This is a genomic window from Sphingobacterium sp. UBA7253, from assembly GCF_002472745.1.
Taxonomy (GTDB): Bacteria; Bacteroidota; Bacteroidia; order Sphingobacteriales; family Sphingobacteriaceae; genus Sphingobacterium; species Sphingobacterium siyangense.
This window is the reverse complement of record NZ_DKSP01000044.1, coordinates 1-18,031: the sequence shown is the minus strand read 5'-3', so window position 1 is coordinate 18,031 and position 18,031 is coordinate 1. Positions and strand designations below refer to the sequence as shown.

General features: G+C 39.9%; 16 protein-coding genes and 4 tRNA genes. 17 read left to right on the top strand and 3 right to left on the bottom strand.

What is annotated here, in order from left to right; genetic code table 11:
* The first annotated feature begins 51 nt into the window (after window positions 1–51).
* The 8 genes from B2X72_RS04050 to B2X72_RS04015 all read left to right on the top strand — a co-directional run bounded on the left by B2X72_RS04050 (window position 52) and on the right by B2X72_RS04015 (window position 8,221).
* Complete coding sequence (locus B2X72_RS04050) at window positions 52–573, top strand: DUF2480 family protein (RefSeq protein WP_075990973.1); 522 nt, start codon at window positions 52–54, stop codon at window positions 571–573.
* A 118-nt stretch (window positions 574–691) separates the two neighbouring features.
* A complete protein-coding gene (locus B2X72_RS04045) occupies window positions 692–1,477 on the top strand; it encodes a DUF3108 domain-containing protein (RefSeq protein ID WP_070563318.1) in 786 nt (261 codons plus the stop codon).
* A 5-nt stretch (window positions 1,478–1,482) separates the two neighbouring features.
* Complete coding sequence (locus B2X72_RS04040; RefSeq protein ID WP_046672325.1) at window positions 1,483–2,046, top strand: DUF3109 family protein; 564 nt, start codon at window positions 1,483–1,485, stop codon at window positions 2,044–2,046.
* 50 nt (window positions 2,047–2,096) lie between these two features.
* Complete coding sequence (locus tag B2X72_RS04035; protein WP_075990972.1) at window positions 2,097–3,068, top strand: polyprenyl synthetase family protein; 972 nt, start codon at window positions 2,097–2,099, stop codon at window positions 3,066–3,068.
* Window position 3,069: 1 nt separating this feature from the next.
* The gene (locus tag B2X72_RS04030) at window positions 3,070–4,122 is read left to right on the top strand and encodes a TerC family protein (RefSeq protein ID WP_075990971.1); all 1,053 of its coding nucleotides are present in this window, start codon (window positions 3,070–3,072) and stop codon (window positions 4,120–4,122) included.
* A gap of 269 nt (window positions 4,123–4,391) precedes the next feature.
* Complete coding sequence (locus B2X72_RS04025) at window positions 4,392–5,579, top strand: aminopeptidase C (protein ID WP_120333595.1); 1,188 nt, start codon at window positions 4,392–4,394, stop codon at window positions 5,577–5,579.
* A 111-nt stretch (window positions 5,580–5,690) separates the two neighbouring features.
* Window positions 5,691–6,929 (top strand): thioredoxin family protein, encoded by a 1,239-nt coding sequence (locus B2X72_RS04020; protein WP_075990969.1) that lies wholly within the window; start codon window positions 5,691–5,693, stop codon window positions 6,927–6,929.
* A 53-nt stretch (window positions 6,930–6,982) separates the two neighbouring features.
* The gene (locus B2X72_RS04015; protein WP_145328927.1) at window positions 6,983–8,221 is read left to right on the top strand and encodes a thioredoxin family protein; all 1,239 of its coding nucleotides are present in this window, start codon (window positions 6,983–6,985) and stop codon (window positions 8,219–8,221) included.
* Between the two features lie 130 nt (window positions 8,222–8,351).
* Here the strand turns inward: B2X72_RS04015 and B2X72_RS04010 are convergent, their stop codons facing one another.
* The gene (locus B2X72_RS04010) at window positions 8,352–10,475 is read right to left on the bottom strand and encodes a prolyl oligopeptidase family serine peptidase (RefSeq protein ID WP_145328929.1); all 2,124 of its coding nucleotides are present in this window, start codon (window positions 10,473–10,475) and stop codon (window positions 8,352–8,354) included.
* Window positions 10,476–10,713: 238 nt separating this feature from the next.
* On the opposite strand from B2X72_RS04010, the gene B2X72_RS04005 reads away from it, so the two are divergent.
* The 9 genes from B2X72_RS04005 (at window position 10,714) to B2X72_RS03965 (ending at window position 16,327) form a co-directional block, all read left to right on the top strand.
* Window positions 10,714–12,882 carry a M1 family aminopeptidase gene (locus B2X72_RS04005; protein ID WP_088160159.1) on the top strand — a complete coding sequence of 723 codons (2,169 nt, stop codon included), beginning with the start codon at window positions 10,714–10,716 and terminating at the stop codon, window positions 12,880–12,882.
* 59 nt (window positions 12,883–12,941) lie between these two features.
* The gene (locus B2X72_RS04000; RefSeq protein WP_088160158.1) at window positions 12,942–13,697 is read left to right on the top strand and encodes a UDP-2,3-diacylglucosamine diphosphatase; all 756 of its coding nucleotides are present in this window, start codon (window positions 12,942–12,944) and stop codon (window positions 13,695–13,697) included.
* Window positions 13,679–14,269: a Crp/Fnr family transcriptional regulator gene (locus B2X72_RS03995; protein WP_088160157.1), complete on the top strand. Its 591-nt coding sequence runs from the start codon at window positions 13,679–13,681 to the stop codon at window positions 14,267–14,269. The genes B2X72_RS04000 and B2X72_RS03995 overlap by 19 nt, the downstream gene beginning before the upstream one ends.
* Before the next feature lie 66 nt (window positions 14,270–14,335).
* Window positions 14,336–14,665, top strand: coding sequence for a DMT family transporter (locus B2X72_RS03990; RefSeq protein ID WP_075990964.1), 330 nt, complete (start codon window positions 14,336–14,338; stop codon window positions 14,663–14,665).
* Window positions 14,666–14,763: 98 nt separating this feature from the next.
* Window positions 14,764–15,837, top strand: coding sequence for a peptide chain release factor 1 (prfA, locus tag B2X72_RS03985; protein ID WP_046672315.1), 1,074 nt, complete (start codon window positions 14,764–14,766; stop codon window positions 15,835–15,837).
* A 73-nt stretch (window positions 15,838–15,910) separates the two neighbouring features.
* A tRNA-Asp gene (locus tag B2X72_RS03980) sits at window positions 15,911–15,984 on the top strand.
* A 59-nt stretch (window positions 15,985–16,043) separates the two neighbouring features.
* Window positions 16,044–16,120, top strand: a tRNA-Asp gene (locus B2X72_RS03975).
* Between the two features lie 31 nt (window positions 16,121–16,151).
* A tRNA-Asp gene (locus tag B2X72_RS03970) sits at window positions 16,152–16,225 on the top strand.
* A gap of 25 nt (window positions 16,226–16,250) precedes the next feature.
* Window positions 16,251–16,327: transfer RNA gene (locus B2X72_RS03965), tRNA-Asp, on the top strand.
* 63 nt (window positions 16,328–16,390) lie between these two features.
* On the opposite strand, the gene B2X72_RS03960 is transcribed toward B2X72_RS03965, so the two are convergent.
* Complete coding sequence (locus tag B2X72_RS03960) at window positions 16,391–16,612, bottom strand: (4Fe-4S)-binding protein (protein ID WP_075990963.1); 222 nt, start codon at window positions 16,610–16,612, stop codon at window positions 16,391–16,393.
* A gap of 62 nt (window positions 16,613–16,674) precedes the next feature.
* Window positions 16,675–17,916, bottom strand: a complete 1,242-nt coding sequence (locus tag B2X72_RS03955; RefSeq protein WP_286848357.1) for an MFS transporter — start codon at window positions 17,914–17,916, stop codon at window positions 16,675–16,677.
* Between the last annotated feature and the right edge of the window lie 115 nt (window positions 17,917–18,031).

Genomic DNA, 18,031 nt, shown 5'->3' with positions numbered 1-18,031 from the left:
AGTAAATTTGTAGCCGGACGAATTATCGTCCGGCTTTTTTTTGATGTAAATATGGATATTCAAACAAATATTGTCAACAAAGTTGCGCAAAGTGGGTTAGTCACAGTTGACTTGGCCAACTACCATCCTAAGGCAGACAATGTAGTATATGATATTAAGGATAATCTCTTCCATGGCTTGATTCTTAAAGAAAAGGACTTCCGCGAGTTCATTAAGACACACGACTGGTCGCAATACGCGGGTAAACATGTCGCCATTACGTGTACTGCCGATGCCATTGTTCCGACTTGGGCTTATATGTTATTGGCCAACAAATTGGAGCCCTATGCAACGACAGTTATTTTTGGGGATTCAGAAGAGTTATTACGCATTCAGTATGCTGCGGCAATTGAACAGATCGACATGGAACAATTTCGGGATCAACGTGTCGTTGTGAAAGGTTGTGGCGATACTTTTATTCCAGAGTCTACATTTGTACAGTTTACAGTAAAACTAAGTAAGGTTGCAAAAAGTATTATGTACGGTGAACCCTGTTCTACGGTCCCCGTATTTAAGCGGACACAGCCTAAATAAATCAGCTCAGAATTAAGTATAAGTCATCGTCCATGAACGTCTCATTAACTCCAAAAGTTAAATTTATTTGAATGAAATTAACATTTCTTTTTCAAACAAATTTCGTAAACTTACGTACATGAAACTTATATCGACTTTGCTCCTTTACTTATCCGTTATCGTAAGTACTGCTTTCGCTCAAGATTTACCGCATTTAAAAGAATCGGCATTTAAAGGTGGTGAGAAATTAAAATATAAACTCCGTTATGGCTTTATTTCAGCCGCAACAGGGACATTAACCGTTGAGGATACCAAGGACGGAGCTGGAAACCCTTCCTTTCATCTATATGCTGCCGGCAAAACAGCTGGCGCCTTTGCGATATATACCGTAAGAAATGAATACAATTCGTATATCAACAGCAAAACATTTTTACCGTATTATTATACAGAGAACATTCGTGAAGGAGGATATAGACGGAATGATAAGGTACGCTTCAACCAGGAGACAAATAGTGTTGTAGGTAATAAAGGGACTTTCAACTCGAAGGTAGATCAGACTTTCGACTTGCTTTCTTCCTATTATTTTGCCCGTAATCTAGATCTGTCGACTGTTAAACCAGGAGAATCTTTTAAGCTGACTTATTTTTTGAATGATGAGATTGCCACCTTAGGCATACAATATATTGGAATAGAAAAAATAAAAACAGAATTAGGCACTTTAGAATGTCTCAAATTCAGTCCTGAGATTAAACCGGGACGTATCTTTAAAAAAAATAGCAAGCTTTATCTGTGGGTAACCAATGATGGCAACCGTATTCCGGTCAAAGCCAATGTAGATATTCTCATCGGCTCGGTAACATTAGAATTACTCGAAGCCAGTGGATTAAAATACAAATTGGGACAAAAAGCAAGCTACTCAAAATAATTAGAATGATTGAAGTAGGAAATGTACTGGTGCACGAAGATCTAATCAACAATGACTTTGTGTGTAATTTATCAAAATGTAAAGGAATCTGTTGTATTGAAGGCGATTCAGGCGCCCCTTTATTGGAGAGTGAAAAGGCTATATTAGAGGAGATTTATCCCAAAGTAAAACCCTATATGACCGAGAAAGGTATTGAAGCGATTGAAGAGCAAGGGAAGTATGTTGTCGATGTTGATGGCGATCTAACGACCACCTGTGTCGATGGGAATAAAGAATGTGCCTATGTGACCTGGGAAAATGGCATTACAAAATGCGCTATCGAAAAGGCGTACGAACTTGGCGAAGTCCATTGGCGCAAACCCGTGTCGTGTCACCTCTATCCTATCAGGACAACACATTATCCCGAATTCGATGTACTTCACTATGACCGTTGGCATATCTGTAAAGATGCATGCTCATTTGGCAAAGAATTACAGGTACCTGTATTTAAATTTTTAAAGGATCCTCTCATCCGCACCTATGGTGAAGAATGGTACAAAAATCTTGAGAAAGCAGTCGAAGAGTTGTAACAAAATCACTATCTTTAAGCTTTAACTATTTTGGTATTTCACCCCAATTCATGTCAAAATTAAGAGAGATCCAACGCCCTATTGCCCACGAACTTGAGGCTTTTGAAAAAAAATTCAAAGCTTCAATGAAAAGCTCCGTCCCCTTGTTGGATCGTATTACACAATACCTGATCAAACGTAAAGGCAAACAAATGCGGCCTATGTTTGTGTTCTTTTCTGCTGGTATATGCAACGGAATTAATGAGTCCACTTACCGAGGAGCTGCTCTCGTAGAATTGTTGCATACCGCCTCACTCGTACATGATGATGTGGTGGACAATTCCTATGAACGCAGAGGTTTTTTCTCCATCAATGCATTATGGAAAAATAAAATAGCTGTTTTGGTGGGTGATTTTCTCCTGTCTAGAGGCCTGCTCCTTTCTGTAAAACATCAGGATTATCACTTGTTAAAAATTGTATCGGAAGCTGTGGATCAGATGAGCGAAGGTGAATTGCTTCAAATCGAAAAGGCCCGTAAACTGGATATTGAAGAATCTATTTATTTTGAGGTCATACGGAAGAAAACAGCGTCGCTGATTGCGTCTTGCTGTGCCTGTGGATCGGCTTCTTCCAATGCAGATCAGGAAACAATAGATAAGCTCCATCAATTTGGTGAAAAAATCGGAATTGCATTTCAAATTAAGGACGATTTGTTCGACTTTGGGTTAGATGATGTCGGCAAACCGCTCGGCAATGACATCAAAGAGAAGAAAATGACCTTACCGCTAATCTATGCCTTGAATCAAGTAACTTCAAGTGAAAAGCGTAGGATCATTAATTTGATTAAAAACCATAATGAGGATGCACACAAAGTGGCCGAAGTCATTGCCTTTGTCCGCCAGAGCGGAGGGCTCGAATACGCTACAAATAAGATGCTGGAATACCAACAAGACGCTTTCCGGATTTTGGAAGACTTTCCCGACAGTGAATACAAAGCGGGGTTGGAGCAGCTGGTAAAATATACAACAGAAAGAAAAAAATAAAATGAGTCACGAATTAATGTTTTTTGGCGGATTCCTCATCTTTATTGCACTTATGCTAGCAATAGATCTAGGCTTATTCTCCAAAGGCGACAAACCTGTTAGCCTAAAGATGGCTAGCATCATGAGCGCCATCTGGGTCTTATTCTCATTGGGTTTCTATTGGCTTCTTCGTCACTATGGATTTGAACTACACAACATCCATGACTTAGACCACCTTCAGGAAATCATTACCAAACACCACCACGATATTAAAATCATTCCGGGTGATTTAGCGGCGAGTCTCGAGCTCTACAACAAAAATCTTGGCCTGGAATATCTCACCGGTTATGTTGTGGAATATGCCTTATCCGTAGATAATATCTTTGTGATGGTATTATTATTCACTTCTTTTGGTATTCCGGAGCGCTATTACCATAAAGTTTTGGTATGGGGGATTTTGGGCGCAATCATTATGCGTTTTTTATTTATTTTCCTTGGCGCTACCCTGATTGCTAAATTCGGCTGGATTCTATATGTTTTTGGTGCTTTTCTGGTCTTTACAGGGGTAAAAATGTTTATCAACCGTAACCAGGAAGAAGAAGTAGATCCACAGAACCACCCAGTTGTTAAATTCGCTTCCCGATACTTTAAGGTAACACCAAAATTAGATGGCGGGCACTTCTTCCATGTAGAGAACGGAGTGAAATATATGACGCCACTATTTCTTGTATTACTGGTCATAGAATTTACGGATTTGATTTTTGCTGTGGATTCTATCCCTGCAATTTTCTCGGTTACCAAAGATGCCTATGTTGTATTTTTCTCCAATATTTTTGCCATACTTGGATTGCGGTCTATGTTTTTCCTTTTGGTCAATATTATCCACAAATTCCAATATCTCAAAGTAGGTTTAGCATTTTTGCTGGTCTTCATTGGTCTAAAGATGCTGCTGCATCACTGGTTGGCCGAAGTAGGTTTTACAACAACACATTCATTGATTGTTATTGTCAGCATACTTGCATTGAGTATTATTGCTTCACTGCTTTTTCCAAAAAAGCCTTCACCGGCCGATTAAGCGATTATTGAAAAGCTACCGGTGGTCATCGTTCGACAAAAAACACCGGTAATCAGCGCTAAATTATAAACGATACAAAACACCATGGTCAGAAAGAAATTTCTGACCATTTCTATTTGATGTTAACATTTCTTATATATCCTATTCTCCAACAAAAGATTAGCAAAAAAATAGTAGATTTTTAAGAACAATTATTTTACATAGGAATTTACCTTACTAAATTTAATTTATTTAATTTAGCACCACACTAAATTAACAAAATACTAACAATGAATTGGAATAAAACGATTGTACTAGCTGCTTCACTTTTCGCAGCTTCGTTCCAAGTACAAGCACAGGACAATTTGATCAATGCACTAAAAGCAAATCAAAATGACAATAGCAAATCTGGATTTACATTTACTGAAGTTATCAATCTAGGTAATACATCCATCAAAAACCAAGGTTCATCAGGTACTTGTTGGTCTTATTCAGGTAATTCTTTCCTGGAGTCTGAGATGATCCGTATGGGTAAAAAACCAGTTGAGATCTCCCAAATTTATACTGCGCGCAATACGTACTTAGACAAAGCTCGTACTTATGTACGCCTTCATGGTGGATTATCATTGGGTGAAGGTGGTCAATTCCATGATGTTTTGAACTCATTCCGTAAATACGGTACAATGCCGCAATCTGCTTACACAGGTCTTCACTACGGCACTACACGTAACAACTTTGGTGAAATGACAAATATGTTGGATGCGATGTTAGGAGCAGTAGTAAAAGGCAAAACATTAACGCCAAACTGGGAGAAAGCATATACCGCAGCGATGGATTCTTATCTTGGAGAAGTACCTGAGAAATTTGATTACAACGGTAAATCTTATACACCACGCACTTTTGCAGATCAGGTAATCGGTATCAATCCGGATGATTACGTTGGTATTGCTTCGGTAACTGACCATCCATACTATAGCCAATTCGTATTGTTGATTCCTGACAACTGGTCATTCGACCGTTTCTATAATGTTAAGATGAACGATTTAACGGACATCATTGACAATGCTTTACAAAAGGGTTATACTGTAGCTTGGGCAACTGACGTATCAGAAAAAGGCTTCTCTTGGAAAAACGGTGTAGCTTATGTGCCAGAAAAACCTTTCGAGGAAATGACAGATCAGGAAAAGTCAACAATGTTTGTTGGTCCTAAACCAGAGTTAAAAGTAACAGCGGAAGAAAGACAAAAAGCTTTCGATAACTGGCAAACTACAGATGACCACGGCATGCATATCGTAGGTCTTGTAAAAGATCAAAACGGAAAAGAGTATTACATCGTTAAAAACTCTTGGGGCACAACAAATGACTATCATGGTTATTTATATGCGTCAAAAGAATTTGTACGTTATAAAACAACTTCTTTGATGTTACATAAAGACGGTCTAACAAAAGATTTAAAATCGAAGATAAATATCAAATAAGCGATTTATCAGTCCACGAAAACACCTCTGAAATTAATACTTCAGAGGTGTTTTTGTTTTCAGATTAATTTAATAACTTAAACATAATTATGAATCTTTTGTTGAGTGAGTATGAGAAGTATAATCGCATTATGCCTTACAATTTTATTCGGGAATTTGGCTCAGGCCCAGACCAAGGGGGTGAAATTTGTAGAAGGGTTGAGTTGGAAACAAATAAAGGAGCGGGCACAAGCTGAGAACAAGTTTATCTTCGTAGAGCTATTTGCAACCTGGTGTGGCCCATGCCAATATATGAGCAATGAGATCTTTCCCTTAGAGCAGGTGGGGCAGCCAATTAATCAGAACTTCATTAGTGTTAGGGTACAAATGGATTCCACAGAGTCCGACAATGCCAATGTCAAAAAATGGTATGCCGATGCGCGTGCTATTTCCAATGAATACAATATTCAATCCTTTCCCACATTTCTTATCTTTAATCCCAATGGGCAAGCGGTACACCGGATTGTCGGTGCAAGTGACGCTCCCGAATTTGTCGGTCATGTGATGGATGGCCTTTATCCCGAAACACAGTATTACACGCTGTTAAAAAAATTCGAGAAAAGACCTCAAGATATTTATACAGCAAAGCAGATGCTGAAAGCAGCAAATATCGCTTACGATGAAAATACAGCACGAAAGGCAGAAAATACCTTAGCAAATTCATTGGGCACGGATGAACTATTCAAAAAAGAAAATGTCCATATTTTATTGGCGGCTGCCAAATTCACCAATTCAAAAGCTTTCAATCTTATTCGCAACAATAAAGAGAAAATTGATATTCTATTAGAGTCACCAGGTATTGCCAACCGTACTCTGGCAAATGTTGTCGTCAACGAATTATTTCAGATTAAAATAGATGCCAAACATGAACCCAACTGGGATAGTTATCAAAATGAACTTGCTGCAAAATATCCAGACATCGATTTCGTTCCGATGTTCAAGAAGATAAAAGCACACTACTACCTTCAGGTGAAGAATTATGTAGCCATGAAGAATACGATCAATGATTACCTTTCGTCAGAAGATTTTACTCCACATCAATTAAATACCTTTGCCTGGACTATTTTTAACAATAGTAGCGATGCTGCATGTATTGAATCCGCGTTAAGCTGGAGCAAGAAATCCATCATTGAAGATCCAAGCAGTGCATTCTTGGATACCTATGCAAACCTACTCTATAAGAAAGGAGAAAAAGAAAAAGCCATAAAGTGGCAAAACAAAGCTATTGAAATGGCCAGTGAGGACGATCGTCCTATCTATCAAGAAACACTGGACAAAATGATGAAAGGAATAAAAACTTGGGAGAACTAACCTTATCCCAACTAATGCGAACGATTAAATTAAAAATCTAAAATACCAACATTATGAAAAAATTGATTTTAATGCTATTTCTAATCCCTACCCTACTGTTTGCGCAAAGCGAGGGGGTCAAATTTGAGCATGGGCTCAACTGGAGTCAGATTAAAGAAAAAGCGGCTAAAGAAAACAAATTCATTTTTGTAGACTGTTTTACAACCTGGTGTGGCCCTTGTAAATATATGTCGAGTACTATCTTCCCACAAGCTAAAGTAGGTGATTTCTTCAATGCAAAGTTTATCAATGCAAAAATTCAGATGGATAAAACCAAGAATGATAATGAAGATGTAAAATCATGGTACGAAGAGGCCGACCGTTTTGCCAAAGATTATAAAGTTAGGGCATACCCAACTTTTCTGATCTTTGATTCAAAAGGTACCCTTGTTCATCGTATCGTTGGTGGCGGTGAAGCGGACGATTTTATAGCGAAAGCACAAAAATCACTTGATCCAAATACACAATATGAAACGCTATTAGCAAAATTTAATGCCGACCCAACTAATGTAAACATTGCTAAAAGTATGGCTATGGCAGCCAAAGAAGCTTATGATCAAGAGACACAGGCAAAAGCGGAAGGAGTCGTATTAGCGTCCTTGACTACAGATCAAATCTTTACAAAGGAGAATATCAATTTATTACTTTCGGCGGCAAATGTTGTCGATTCTAAGGCTTTTAATTTAATCAAAGATAACCCTGCTAAATTTGACGCCGTCAGTGAAAAAGTAAAAGCAAATGACTTCTTGTCCCAGCTGTTGGTTAGTAACGCCGTAAACACCAAAATCCGTGCAAAGGAAACGGTTGATTTCGCAAGCATAGAAAAAGAATTGGCGCAAAAATATCCAACTGTCAATACAGAAAAAGCAAGTCTCGAAATGCAACCACGTTATTACGGTTATACCAAAAATTACCCGGGCTTAAGAGATAGCTTCAATAAATATATTGCAAAATATGGTTCGACCATCACAGCAGCGGAATTGAACAACATGGCTTGGTCTATTTTTGAAAACTGCAATGATCCTGCCTGTTTAAAAGCAGCAGCGGAATGGAGTAAATTGTCCAATGAGAAAGAAAAAGATGCGCCGATGTATCTAGACACTTTTGCAAACATATTGTATCGCCTTGGAGAAAAAGAAAAAGCTATTAAAACGCAAGAAAAAGCAATTTCACTTATCACAGATGCTACCCAAAAAGAAGAATATGTAGCGACCTTACAAAAAATGAAAAAAGGTGAAAAGACTTGGCAATAAGAAGATATTCTAATCGTCGATGAATAAAAAAGCCGCGGTCAATAACTTGATCGCGGCTTTTTTATTCATTGCTCTACAAACAGTGCTTTGAACCAACAGATAATGCTTTGAGCACTGGAAAACTGTCTACTTACTTTAACTCTTTAATACCCATATTCCAGAGCGCGAAAGCATATTTATCAACTGTACTATTGATCAGAACTTCTGTTGACCGTCCAGCACCGTGGCCAGCTTTTGTCTCAATACGAATCAATACGGGGTTATCACACGCTTGCTTTGACTGCAGTTCGGAAGCAAACTTGTAGGAGTGCGCCGGTACCACCCGATCATCATGATCTCCGGTAAAGACCATCGTCGCAGGGTAACAAACCCCAGATTTCACATTATGCACCGGAGAATATGCTTTCAGATAATCAAACATTTCTTTGCTATCACTGACCGTACCATAATCATAGGACCAACCTGCACCAGCTGTGAAGGTATGATAACGCAACATGTCCAAAACACCAACCTCAGGCAGTGCGACCTTGGCTACTTTGGGATCTATTGTCATTGTTGCTCCAACGAGCAAGCCACCATTTGAGCCCCCCGATAAAGCAGTATACTCGGGTGATGTATAACCATTCTCCTGAAGATAATGTGCCGCGGCAATAAAATCGTTAAACACATTCAATTTGTTGAATTGTCTACCGCCATCATGCCATTTCTGACCATATTCACCCCCTCCGCGCAAATTCGGAACAGCATAAACACCACCATTGGCCAACCAAACTGCAACGGAAGTACTAAAGGCAGGTGTCAAGCTGATATTAAAGCCGCCATAACCATACACAATCGTCGGGTTTTTCCCATTTAAGACAATCCCCTTTTTGTACGTAATAATCATCGGAACCTTAGTACCATCTTTGGATGTGTAGAAAACCTGTTTCGATTCATACTGATCGGAATCAAATTTCACCTTAGGTTTGATATAAAGTGTAGACTGACCAGAATTTACGTCAAACTTATAACTTGAAGAAGGTGTAATGTAATTTGAAAAACCAAAATAGATTTCTTTTTCCTTTTTCTTACCCGAAAAACCACTCGCCGTACCCACACCAGGCAATTCTATTTGCCGAATCTTTTTACCCGTATAATCGTATTGAATCACAACCGAAACGGCATCTTTCAAATAGTTTGCAAAAAGATAGCCTCCACCCGTACTGATCGAAAGTACATTTTCAGTTTCTGGAATAACATCTTTCCAGTTCTCCTTTGCAGGATTCTTCAAATCAACTTTTACCAAACGGTTGTTGGCAGCCTTGTAGTTCGTCTCCAATAAGAAACTATCCCCAATATTGTCAACGACACCTGTATTTGCGTCAAAATGATCTTGTAAGCAGACAATCTTGCCGTTCGGCTGATTGAGATCTTGATAATAAAGTTCATTTCCTGTTGTCGTATTTGCAGCGGAAATAATCAGGTAACGTTGATCGTCTGTTAATGAAGCTCCTATATAACGTCTCGGTGTTTCAGGGCCACCAAAAATCAATTTATCTGTAGATTGGGCTGTTTTAAGTTTATGGTAGTATAATTTATGTTGGTCTGTTTTTTCAGAAAGTTCAGATCCTTTTGGTTTATCGTAACTCGAGTAATAAAAACCATCATTTCCTTTCCATGCAATACCAGAGAATTTGACATCCACTAGCGTTTCACCTACAGGCGACTTATCCTTGGCATTCAGTACAATGACTTTCCGCCAGTCTGATCCTCCTTCAGAAATAGAATAGGCGACTAAACTGCCATCCTTTGAAAACGAAACATCGGCCAATGAAGTTGATCCATCTTTCGAGAATGTATTTGGATCCAAGAAAACTTCTTCTCCTCCCGTCTCCCCTAGTTTACGATAAAGCACAGCATGTTGCTGTAAGCCGTTATTCTTAAAAAAATAAGTATATGCACCTTCCTTAAACGGAGTCCCTATTTTTTCATAATTCCATATTTCGGTTAATTGATCTTTTAATTTTGTACGGAATGGAATTGCATTCAAATAGTCAAAAGTCACTTTATTCTCTGCCTGTACCCAGTTTTTTGTCTCAGCTGAACGATCATCCTCCAACCAGCGGTAAGGATCTGCAATCTTTTCACCCCAAAATTCATCCACGACGGTTCCTTTATTTGTCTTCGGATATGTTAACTGTTGTCCATAACCGGTCGTCGCCGTACCTGCCATACCTATCATCATTAGAATAAGGCCAAAATTTTTGTTTATCATAAAAAATCGTCTACTTGTTTCAACCAACCTAAGTTTTATTCACTTAGCACCTGAAAATTCAATTTGAGTTGAATATAAATAAATTTATCGATCTCTTATCTTAAAATATACGATACACCTGCATTTTTTAACGCACAACAACCTATCCAGCAACATTATACACATATTTCTTTGCGGTATATTTTCATAGCAACCGAAATTTCTTTAGATTTATTTAAATCTTGAAAATATCACAACAATGTTTAAAAAAGTCATATATCTTTCTTTGTCAATTTCCATTCTTCAAATTGGAATAAGCGAAGCACAACAACTTTCCATAGATCAACAATATCGAGCCACTCCTACGAAGATCAACAATCTTGTCCACACCAAGCTGGATGTTCGTTTTGACTATACCAATCAATTCCTCAATGGAAAAGAGTGGATCACGTTACAACCCCATTTCTATCCAACAGATTCCCTTCGTCTCGACGCAAAAGGCATGGATATCAAACAGGTGTCGCTAGTCAATGGCCAACAATTGGTCCCTTTAAAGTATAGCTATGACAATAATTCCCTGCTGATCAAGCTGGACCGTAATTACGTTGCCAAGGAACAATATACAGTATACCTCGATTACACAGCAAAACCCAACTTATTAAAAGTTCAGGGCAGCGCAGCGATTAACGATGCTAAGGGACTATATTTTATCAACCCTGATGAACGCATGCCGAACAAACCTCGTCAAATATGGACACAAGGTGAGACGGAAGCATCATCAGCCTGGTTCCCGACGATTGATCGCCCCAACCAAAAGACTACAGCAGAAATCTCCATGACTGTTCTTGACAATTATGTAAGTTTATCGAACGGTGCATTGAGCAATCAACAGAAGAATAGTGATGGTACACGTACAGATACCTGGAAAATGGATTTACCACATGCCCCATATCTATTTATGATGGCCGTTGGTGATTTTAAAATCTATCAGGACAAATACAACAATATCCCCGTTGACTACTACCTTGAACCTAAATATGCGCCCTATGCCAAAGATATCTTCGGTAAGACACCAGCGATGATGGACTTCTACAGCAAGACTTTGGGTGTTCCTTACCCTTGGAATAAATATGCGCAGATTGTCTGTCGCGATTATGTCTCAGGCGCCATGGAAAATACAAGTGCAACACTACATGGCGAACATGTACAAAAGACGAAACGCGAATTGTTGGACGATAATCAGGAAGGAACGATTGCGCATGAACTATTTCACCAGTGGTTTGGTGATTTGGTCACAGCAGAATCTTGGTCCAATTTAACCATGAACGAATCTTTTGCCACTTTCGGCGAAGTTATCTGGCGTGAGCACGATGGCGGTAAAGATCGTGGCGATAAATCTAGATTTGAAAAACTCCAGTCCTATCTCAAATCGACTAAAAATGGGAAAAGCCCGACTTTAGCCCGTTATTATTATCATGATAAAGAAGATATGTTTGATAATATCAGCTATGCGAAAGGCTCATTGATTCTCTATGCCCTAAAAGAGCAAATGGGTGATGAAGCGTTCTATCAATCGTTGAAAAAATACTTGACAGACAATTCCTTTAAAACCGGCGAGCCGCAACAGCTCCGTCTAGCAATGGAAGAAGTGACCGGCAAAGACTGGGCTCCGTACTTCAATCAATGGTATTACCAAGGCGGACATCCAATTTTGAAGATCACAACAAGAAACGGAGAGAACAGTGTCATACTGAATGTAGCCCAAATTCAAGATTCTACGGTACAGACTTTCCAGCTTCCCTTGGCCGTCGATATCTACACCAAAAATGGGAAGATCAGACAGACATTTCAACTCAACAGGCGGAATGCCCAATTTATGATCCCGCTACCTGCTGCTGTTGAATTTATTGATATTGATCCCGAAAAAACACTCGTGGGTCAAATTCAAATCGATAAATCAGATGCCGACTATTTATATCAATATGAGCACGCCCCTACATTTGCCAACCGCGTCGGTGCGATTGCTTATGCCTCAAAAAATCCAACAAATACCATCAGCCAGCAAATCTTAACAAAAGCATTGGCGGATACCGATGCGGATCTTGCCGCAACAGCGATTCAAGGTCTCGATCTAAGCAATCCCGCGGTCCGCAAGTCAGCCGAAAAAACCATCTTGGCACTTGCAGAGAAGTCCGAAGCCTCTGTTATCCGTGCCTCTGCGATTCAAAAGCTTGCACAGACAAAAGATAAAAAATACAAAAATCTAATTCTGAATGCTGTAGCTGACAAATCCTATATGGTTATTGCAAGTTCAATCATGGCAATAAAAAGTGCTTATCCAGATCAACTTCAGCAGTCTTTGAAGCGCATTGATCCCGATGCTACGGAATATCTAAAAGCGCTGATCACCGAATTATCTAAATCATAGCAAAATATATTGTGGAGGCGAATTTTGTATTCGCCTCCATTTTTTTTAGTTTTGGCCACATGTCAACAAGAACAAAAATTTATTTTGCCTCCGACTTTCATCTTGGATCTTACCCCTTGGAACGTTCACGGGAAAGGGAGCTGCAAATTATACAGTGGCTGGACCAGATCAAAACAGATGCTGCACAGCTCTATCTTGTTGGTGATATTTTTGATTTCTGGTTTGAATATGCGACTGTTGTCCCAAAAGGCTATATCCGCTTTTTGGGTAAATTAGCCGAAATTGCAGATCTCGGCATTCCCATTACTTTATTTAAAGGCAACCACGATATGTGGATGTTTGATTACCTCAAAAAGGAATTAAATGTACGCATCATCGACAATGAGCTGGAGTTACATCTCAACGGAAAACATTTTTACATTCACCACGGCGATGGTTTAGGTTCGGGAGATTACAAATACAAGATACTCAAGAAAGTATTTCGGAGCCGTCTCTGTCAATGGCTATTTGCACGGTTGCACCCAAATCTCGGAATCGGAATCGCGACACGTTGGTCCAAACATAGCAGGCTTTCGAATAATGAGGACGAAAAGTTTCTGGGCGAAGACAAAGAATGGTTGATCGGTTATGCAAAGGAACTGGAGTCAACCCAACATCACGACTACTATATCTTTGGCCATAGACATCTTCCCTATGATGTTGAGCTGAACGCCAATAGTCGTATTCTAAATTTAGGGGAATGGATCAATTACCATACCTATGCAGTTTGGGATGGTGAAACTTTACGTTTGGAAAAATGGGCGAGCAAATCCTAATTTCTTTATCCGATTGCCTGAACGGTTATCACTTTTTAACGCCTGAAAGTGCTGCAAAATTGGAGCAGGTGAGTAAGAAAATTACGGCGAAAAGAAATAGCCTGTTGATCGAACAGGACAAAATTCAAAAAGACATCTATTTTCTGGCTTCAGGATTAGCCCGCGTTTACTACGAGACGGCCAACCGCCAGATTACCCTGGATTTTGTTTCACCCGGTGGAACACTCATATCCATGAATAGTTATGTCCATGATACCCCAGGTTATGAAAACATAGACCTTTTGGAGGATAGTGTTGTTTATCAGATAGACCAAAAGCAACTTTTTGACCTCTACGAAAGTGATATTGCCATTGCAAACTGGGGAAGAAAGATGGCTGAACTTGAATTCATCAAGGCCGAACAACGAACCATGTCCAAGCTCTTTAATACTGCCCAAGAGCGCTATGCCGAGTTACTTCAAAAATACCCCCAATATATCCAGCGGATCAAACTTGGTTACATCGCCTCCTATCTCGGCGTCAGTCAAGTTACCTTAAGTCGGATTCGCGCAACTATTCACACAAATTTTTAACATTTGTAAAAATTATTATCGGCCAAAAGCTGGAACTTTGTACCAAAATAAAAAATAGAAAACGATATGAACTGGATATTTTTAATATTGGGCGGATTATGTGAAATTGGTTTCACCACGTGTTTGGGTAAAGCCAAGGATGCAACCGGGAATGGGCAATGGTTCTGGTATGGTGCCTTTGTTGTATTCCTATTTGCAAGTATGGGCTTATTGATCAAAGCCACACAGACACTTCCCTTGGGCACCGCTTATGCTGTTTGGACCGGAATAGGTGCGGTAGGTACTGTTTTAATGGGGATCTTCTTCTTTAAGGAGCCAGCAGATTTCTGGCGCATATTCTTTATTTTCACGCTGATTGCTTCCATCGTAGGACTAAAAGCAGTTTCCTCTCATTAATAGCAGGCTAGGTTGTTTAAAAGCAACAAAATTTCCTTACTTTTGTACACTCAATAGTAATCTAGGTCATACATTCCTAGAAGAAGCATTTTTGATATATGTTAGACAAATTACAAGCGATAAAAGAAAGATGGGAAGAAGTGGAAGCTGAATTGAGCAACCCTGATACCATGCAAGATATGAAACGTTTTGCCAAATTGAATAAAGAGTACAAAGATTTGGGCAAAATTGTGGACCAATACCATATTTACAAAAATATGGTGAGTAATATTGATACCAATAAGGACATCATCATGAACGAGAAGGATCAAGAACTTCGTGAGATGGCCAAAGAGGAATTGGATCTTTTATACGTAGCAAAAGAAGAAAAAGAAGAAGAAATTCGCCTAATGCTTATTCCGAAGGATCCTGAAGATGCGAAAAATGCCATTATCGAAATTCGTGGTGGATCAGGTGGTGATGAAGCAGCCTTATTTGCGGGTGACCTTTACCGCATGTACACACGTTATTTCGAAACCAAAGGCTGGCGCAACGAAGTAATGGACGTTACCGAAGGAACCTCTGGCGGTTACAAGGAGGTGATTTTAAAAGTTATCGGTGAAGACGTTTACGGACAATTGAAATACGAATCAGGAGTACATCGTGTACAACGCGTTCCGGATACCGAAACTCAAGGCCGTGTACATACTTCTGCGGCATCTGTTGCAGTTCTTCCTGAAGCTGAAGATGTCGATGTTGAGATCAATCCTGGTGATATAGAATTACAGACATCCCGTTCGGGTGGTGCTGGTGGACAGAACGTCAACAAGGTCGAAACAAAGGTACAGTTGACGCATAAACCGACGGGTATCGTTGTTGTTTGTCAGGTAGAACGTTCCCAATTAGCCAACCGTGAGTTAGCGATGGAGATGTTGCGGAACAAACTTTATGAGCTCGAGTTGAACAAAAAGAACGGCGACATCGCTGCAAAAAGAAAAACTTTGGTTTCTACAGGAGACCGTTCGGCAAAAATTCGCACATATAACTACCCTCAAGGTCGCGTAACGGAGCACCGTATTGGAATGACGATGTACAACTTACCGGCAATTATGGACGGTGATATTCAAGGAATTATCGATGCATTGCAGTTTGCTGAGAATGCAGAGAAGATGAAAGATGGCCAAGTAGATTAGTTTTTTTTCAAAAAATCTTTGCAGATACGTAAACAAACGCTATATTTGCACACCTTCTGAGGAGAAGGGTTGAGGTCTGGTAGTTCAGCTGGTTAGAATACATGCCTGTCACGCATGGGGTCGCGGGTTCGAGTCCCGTCCAGACCGCTTCAAAAGAGAGAGAAATCTCATACGTTCTTTAACAAAATAAGTTTTTAAGATTTTTAGGTCTGGTAGTTCAGCTGGTTAGAATACATGCCTGTCACGCATGGGGTCGCGGGTTCGAGTCCCGTCCAGACCGCCAAAAATTATTAAAAACAATCCTTAAGATTTTAGGTCTGGTAGTTCAGCTGGTTAGAATACATGCCTGTCACGCATGGGGTCGCGGGTTCGAGTCCCGTCCAGACCGCTAAAATTTTAAAAACACAATTGTTGGTCTGGTAGTTCAGCTGGTTAGAATACATGCCTGTCACGCATGGGGTCGCGGGTTCGAGTCCCGTCCAGACCGCCAACAAAAAAAGCATCATTTAATTATAAATGATGCTTTTTTTTTGCCTTAACAATACAACAGCTATTATTTTTTTATTTCGTACTGAAGAGCTCCCGAAGGACAGTGCTTGATCTGTTCAATCAATTCGGCCGTACTCGCATTTTGGGCCGTAACCCAGGGCTTATCTTTCGGATGATACACATTCGGCAGACTCTTTACACAAACTGCAGCATGTACACAGCGTTCCGGTATCCAAAGGACGGTTATCTCTCCATTTGGATGTGGATATCTAACTATTTTTTCCATAATTCCATCTCTCTTTAACAATTCATATTTTAAGAACTAATAACGATAAAGGCAATTTTGTTTTAAGAAACAGCGCGCCGTTTTTTGATCATACTACTTACCCGATAGATCATAAAAATACCGACAATGGAAAGTAGAATAACAATCATCCCCAATGTCGGGTAATGTTCCAAGGGGCTTTCTTTTGTTTCTTGGACAATGATTACACCTGCTAATGAAGCAGCAACACCACCTGCCAGCTGTTGCAACGAAGAACTGATACTCATAAATGCGCCCCGATCTTTCATCTCGGGAACAGCAGTGATCAAAGCCGAAGATGGCGTCATCCGACTTAAAATGCCGGCCATCATTAAAATGTTTAAGATAACAACGATATAAAATGGCGTAACACCTAGGTTCGTGTAGATAAATACGACAATCATAAGCCAAAGGGAAGCGAAAGCAAAAATCTTAAACTTATCGTAACGGTCACTCAATTTTCCTACAATAGGCATAATAATCAAGGATGCAATACCTGAAATCATAAACAACATCGGCAGCTGTTCGTTGCTTACCTTTAGATTATTGACTGCAAAAGCACTTCCAAAAGGCATCATCATATAACCTCCAATTGAGAGCAAAGCTGTTGCCATAAAGCCGACGCGGTATTCTCGCTGTGAAAAAGTCAACCAAAGATGCTTTAACGCAGATTGATGTTTCTGAAGACCTATATGCGCCGTAATAGGAATGAGTTTGACCGCTATAATAACGACAATAATCAAAGCCATCACTGCAATCCACAAGAAGGCACTATGCCAACCCCAATTATTTGCAATATATAATCCTATGGGAATCCCCAGGACCTGACTTGCACCGAAGCCCATCTGCACAAAGCCCATCACACGTCCGCGCTGTTGGAGCGTAAAGATATCGGTGATAATAGCCATAGAAATCGAGCCGATAACGCCGCCAAACAGCCCGGTGACGATTCGTGCAGCAACCAAAGTCCAGTAATCGTTGGCAAAACTGCAGCAGAAGGTTCCGATAATAAAGCCAGAATAGAAAAATAACAGCAGTTTCTTCCGATCAAAACGATCGGCAAAGCCCGCGGTCAGCAGCCCCGAAGCACCGGCACTAAAGGCATAGGCCGAAACCGCAATACCAAATTGAGCCGGTTTGAGATCTATGGCTTTCATCAGGATATCCCCCATCGGTGACATCACCATAAAATCAAGCACAACCGTAAATTGCGTCATGGCCAATAAAAACACCACAAGTTTTTGATATGCCGTAAAGGGCGCGTTATCAAGTTTATTTATTTCCATACTGTTCAGATAGCCTCGGTTCAAACTGGCCTAAAAATACAGAAGTGCGCGAACATTCTTTGTAATATGTTTGCAAAATTATCGCGCAAGATTCTACCTTACCTTACCTTACCTT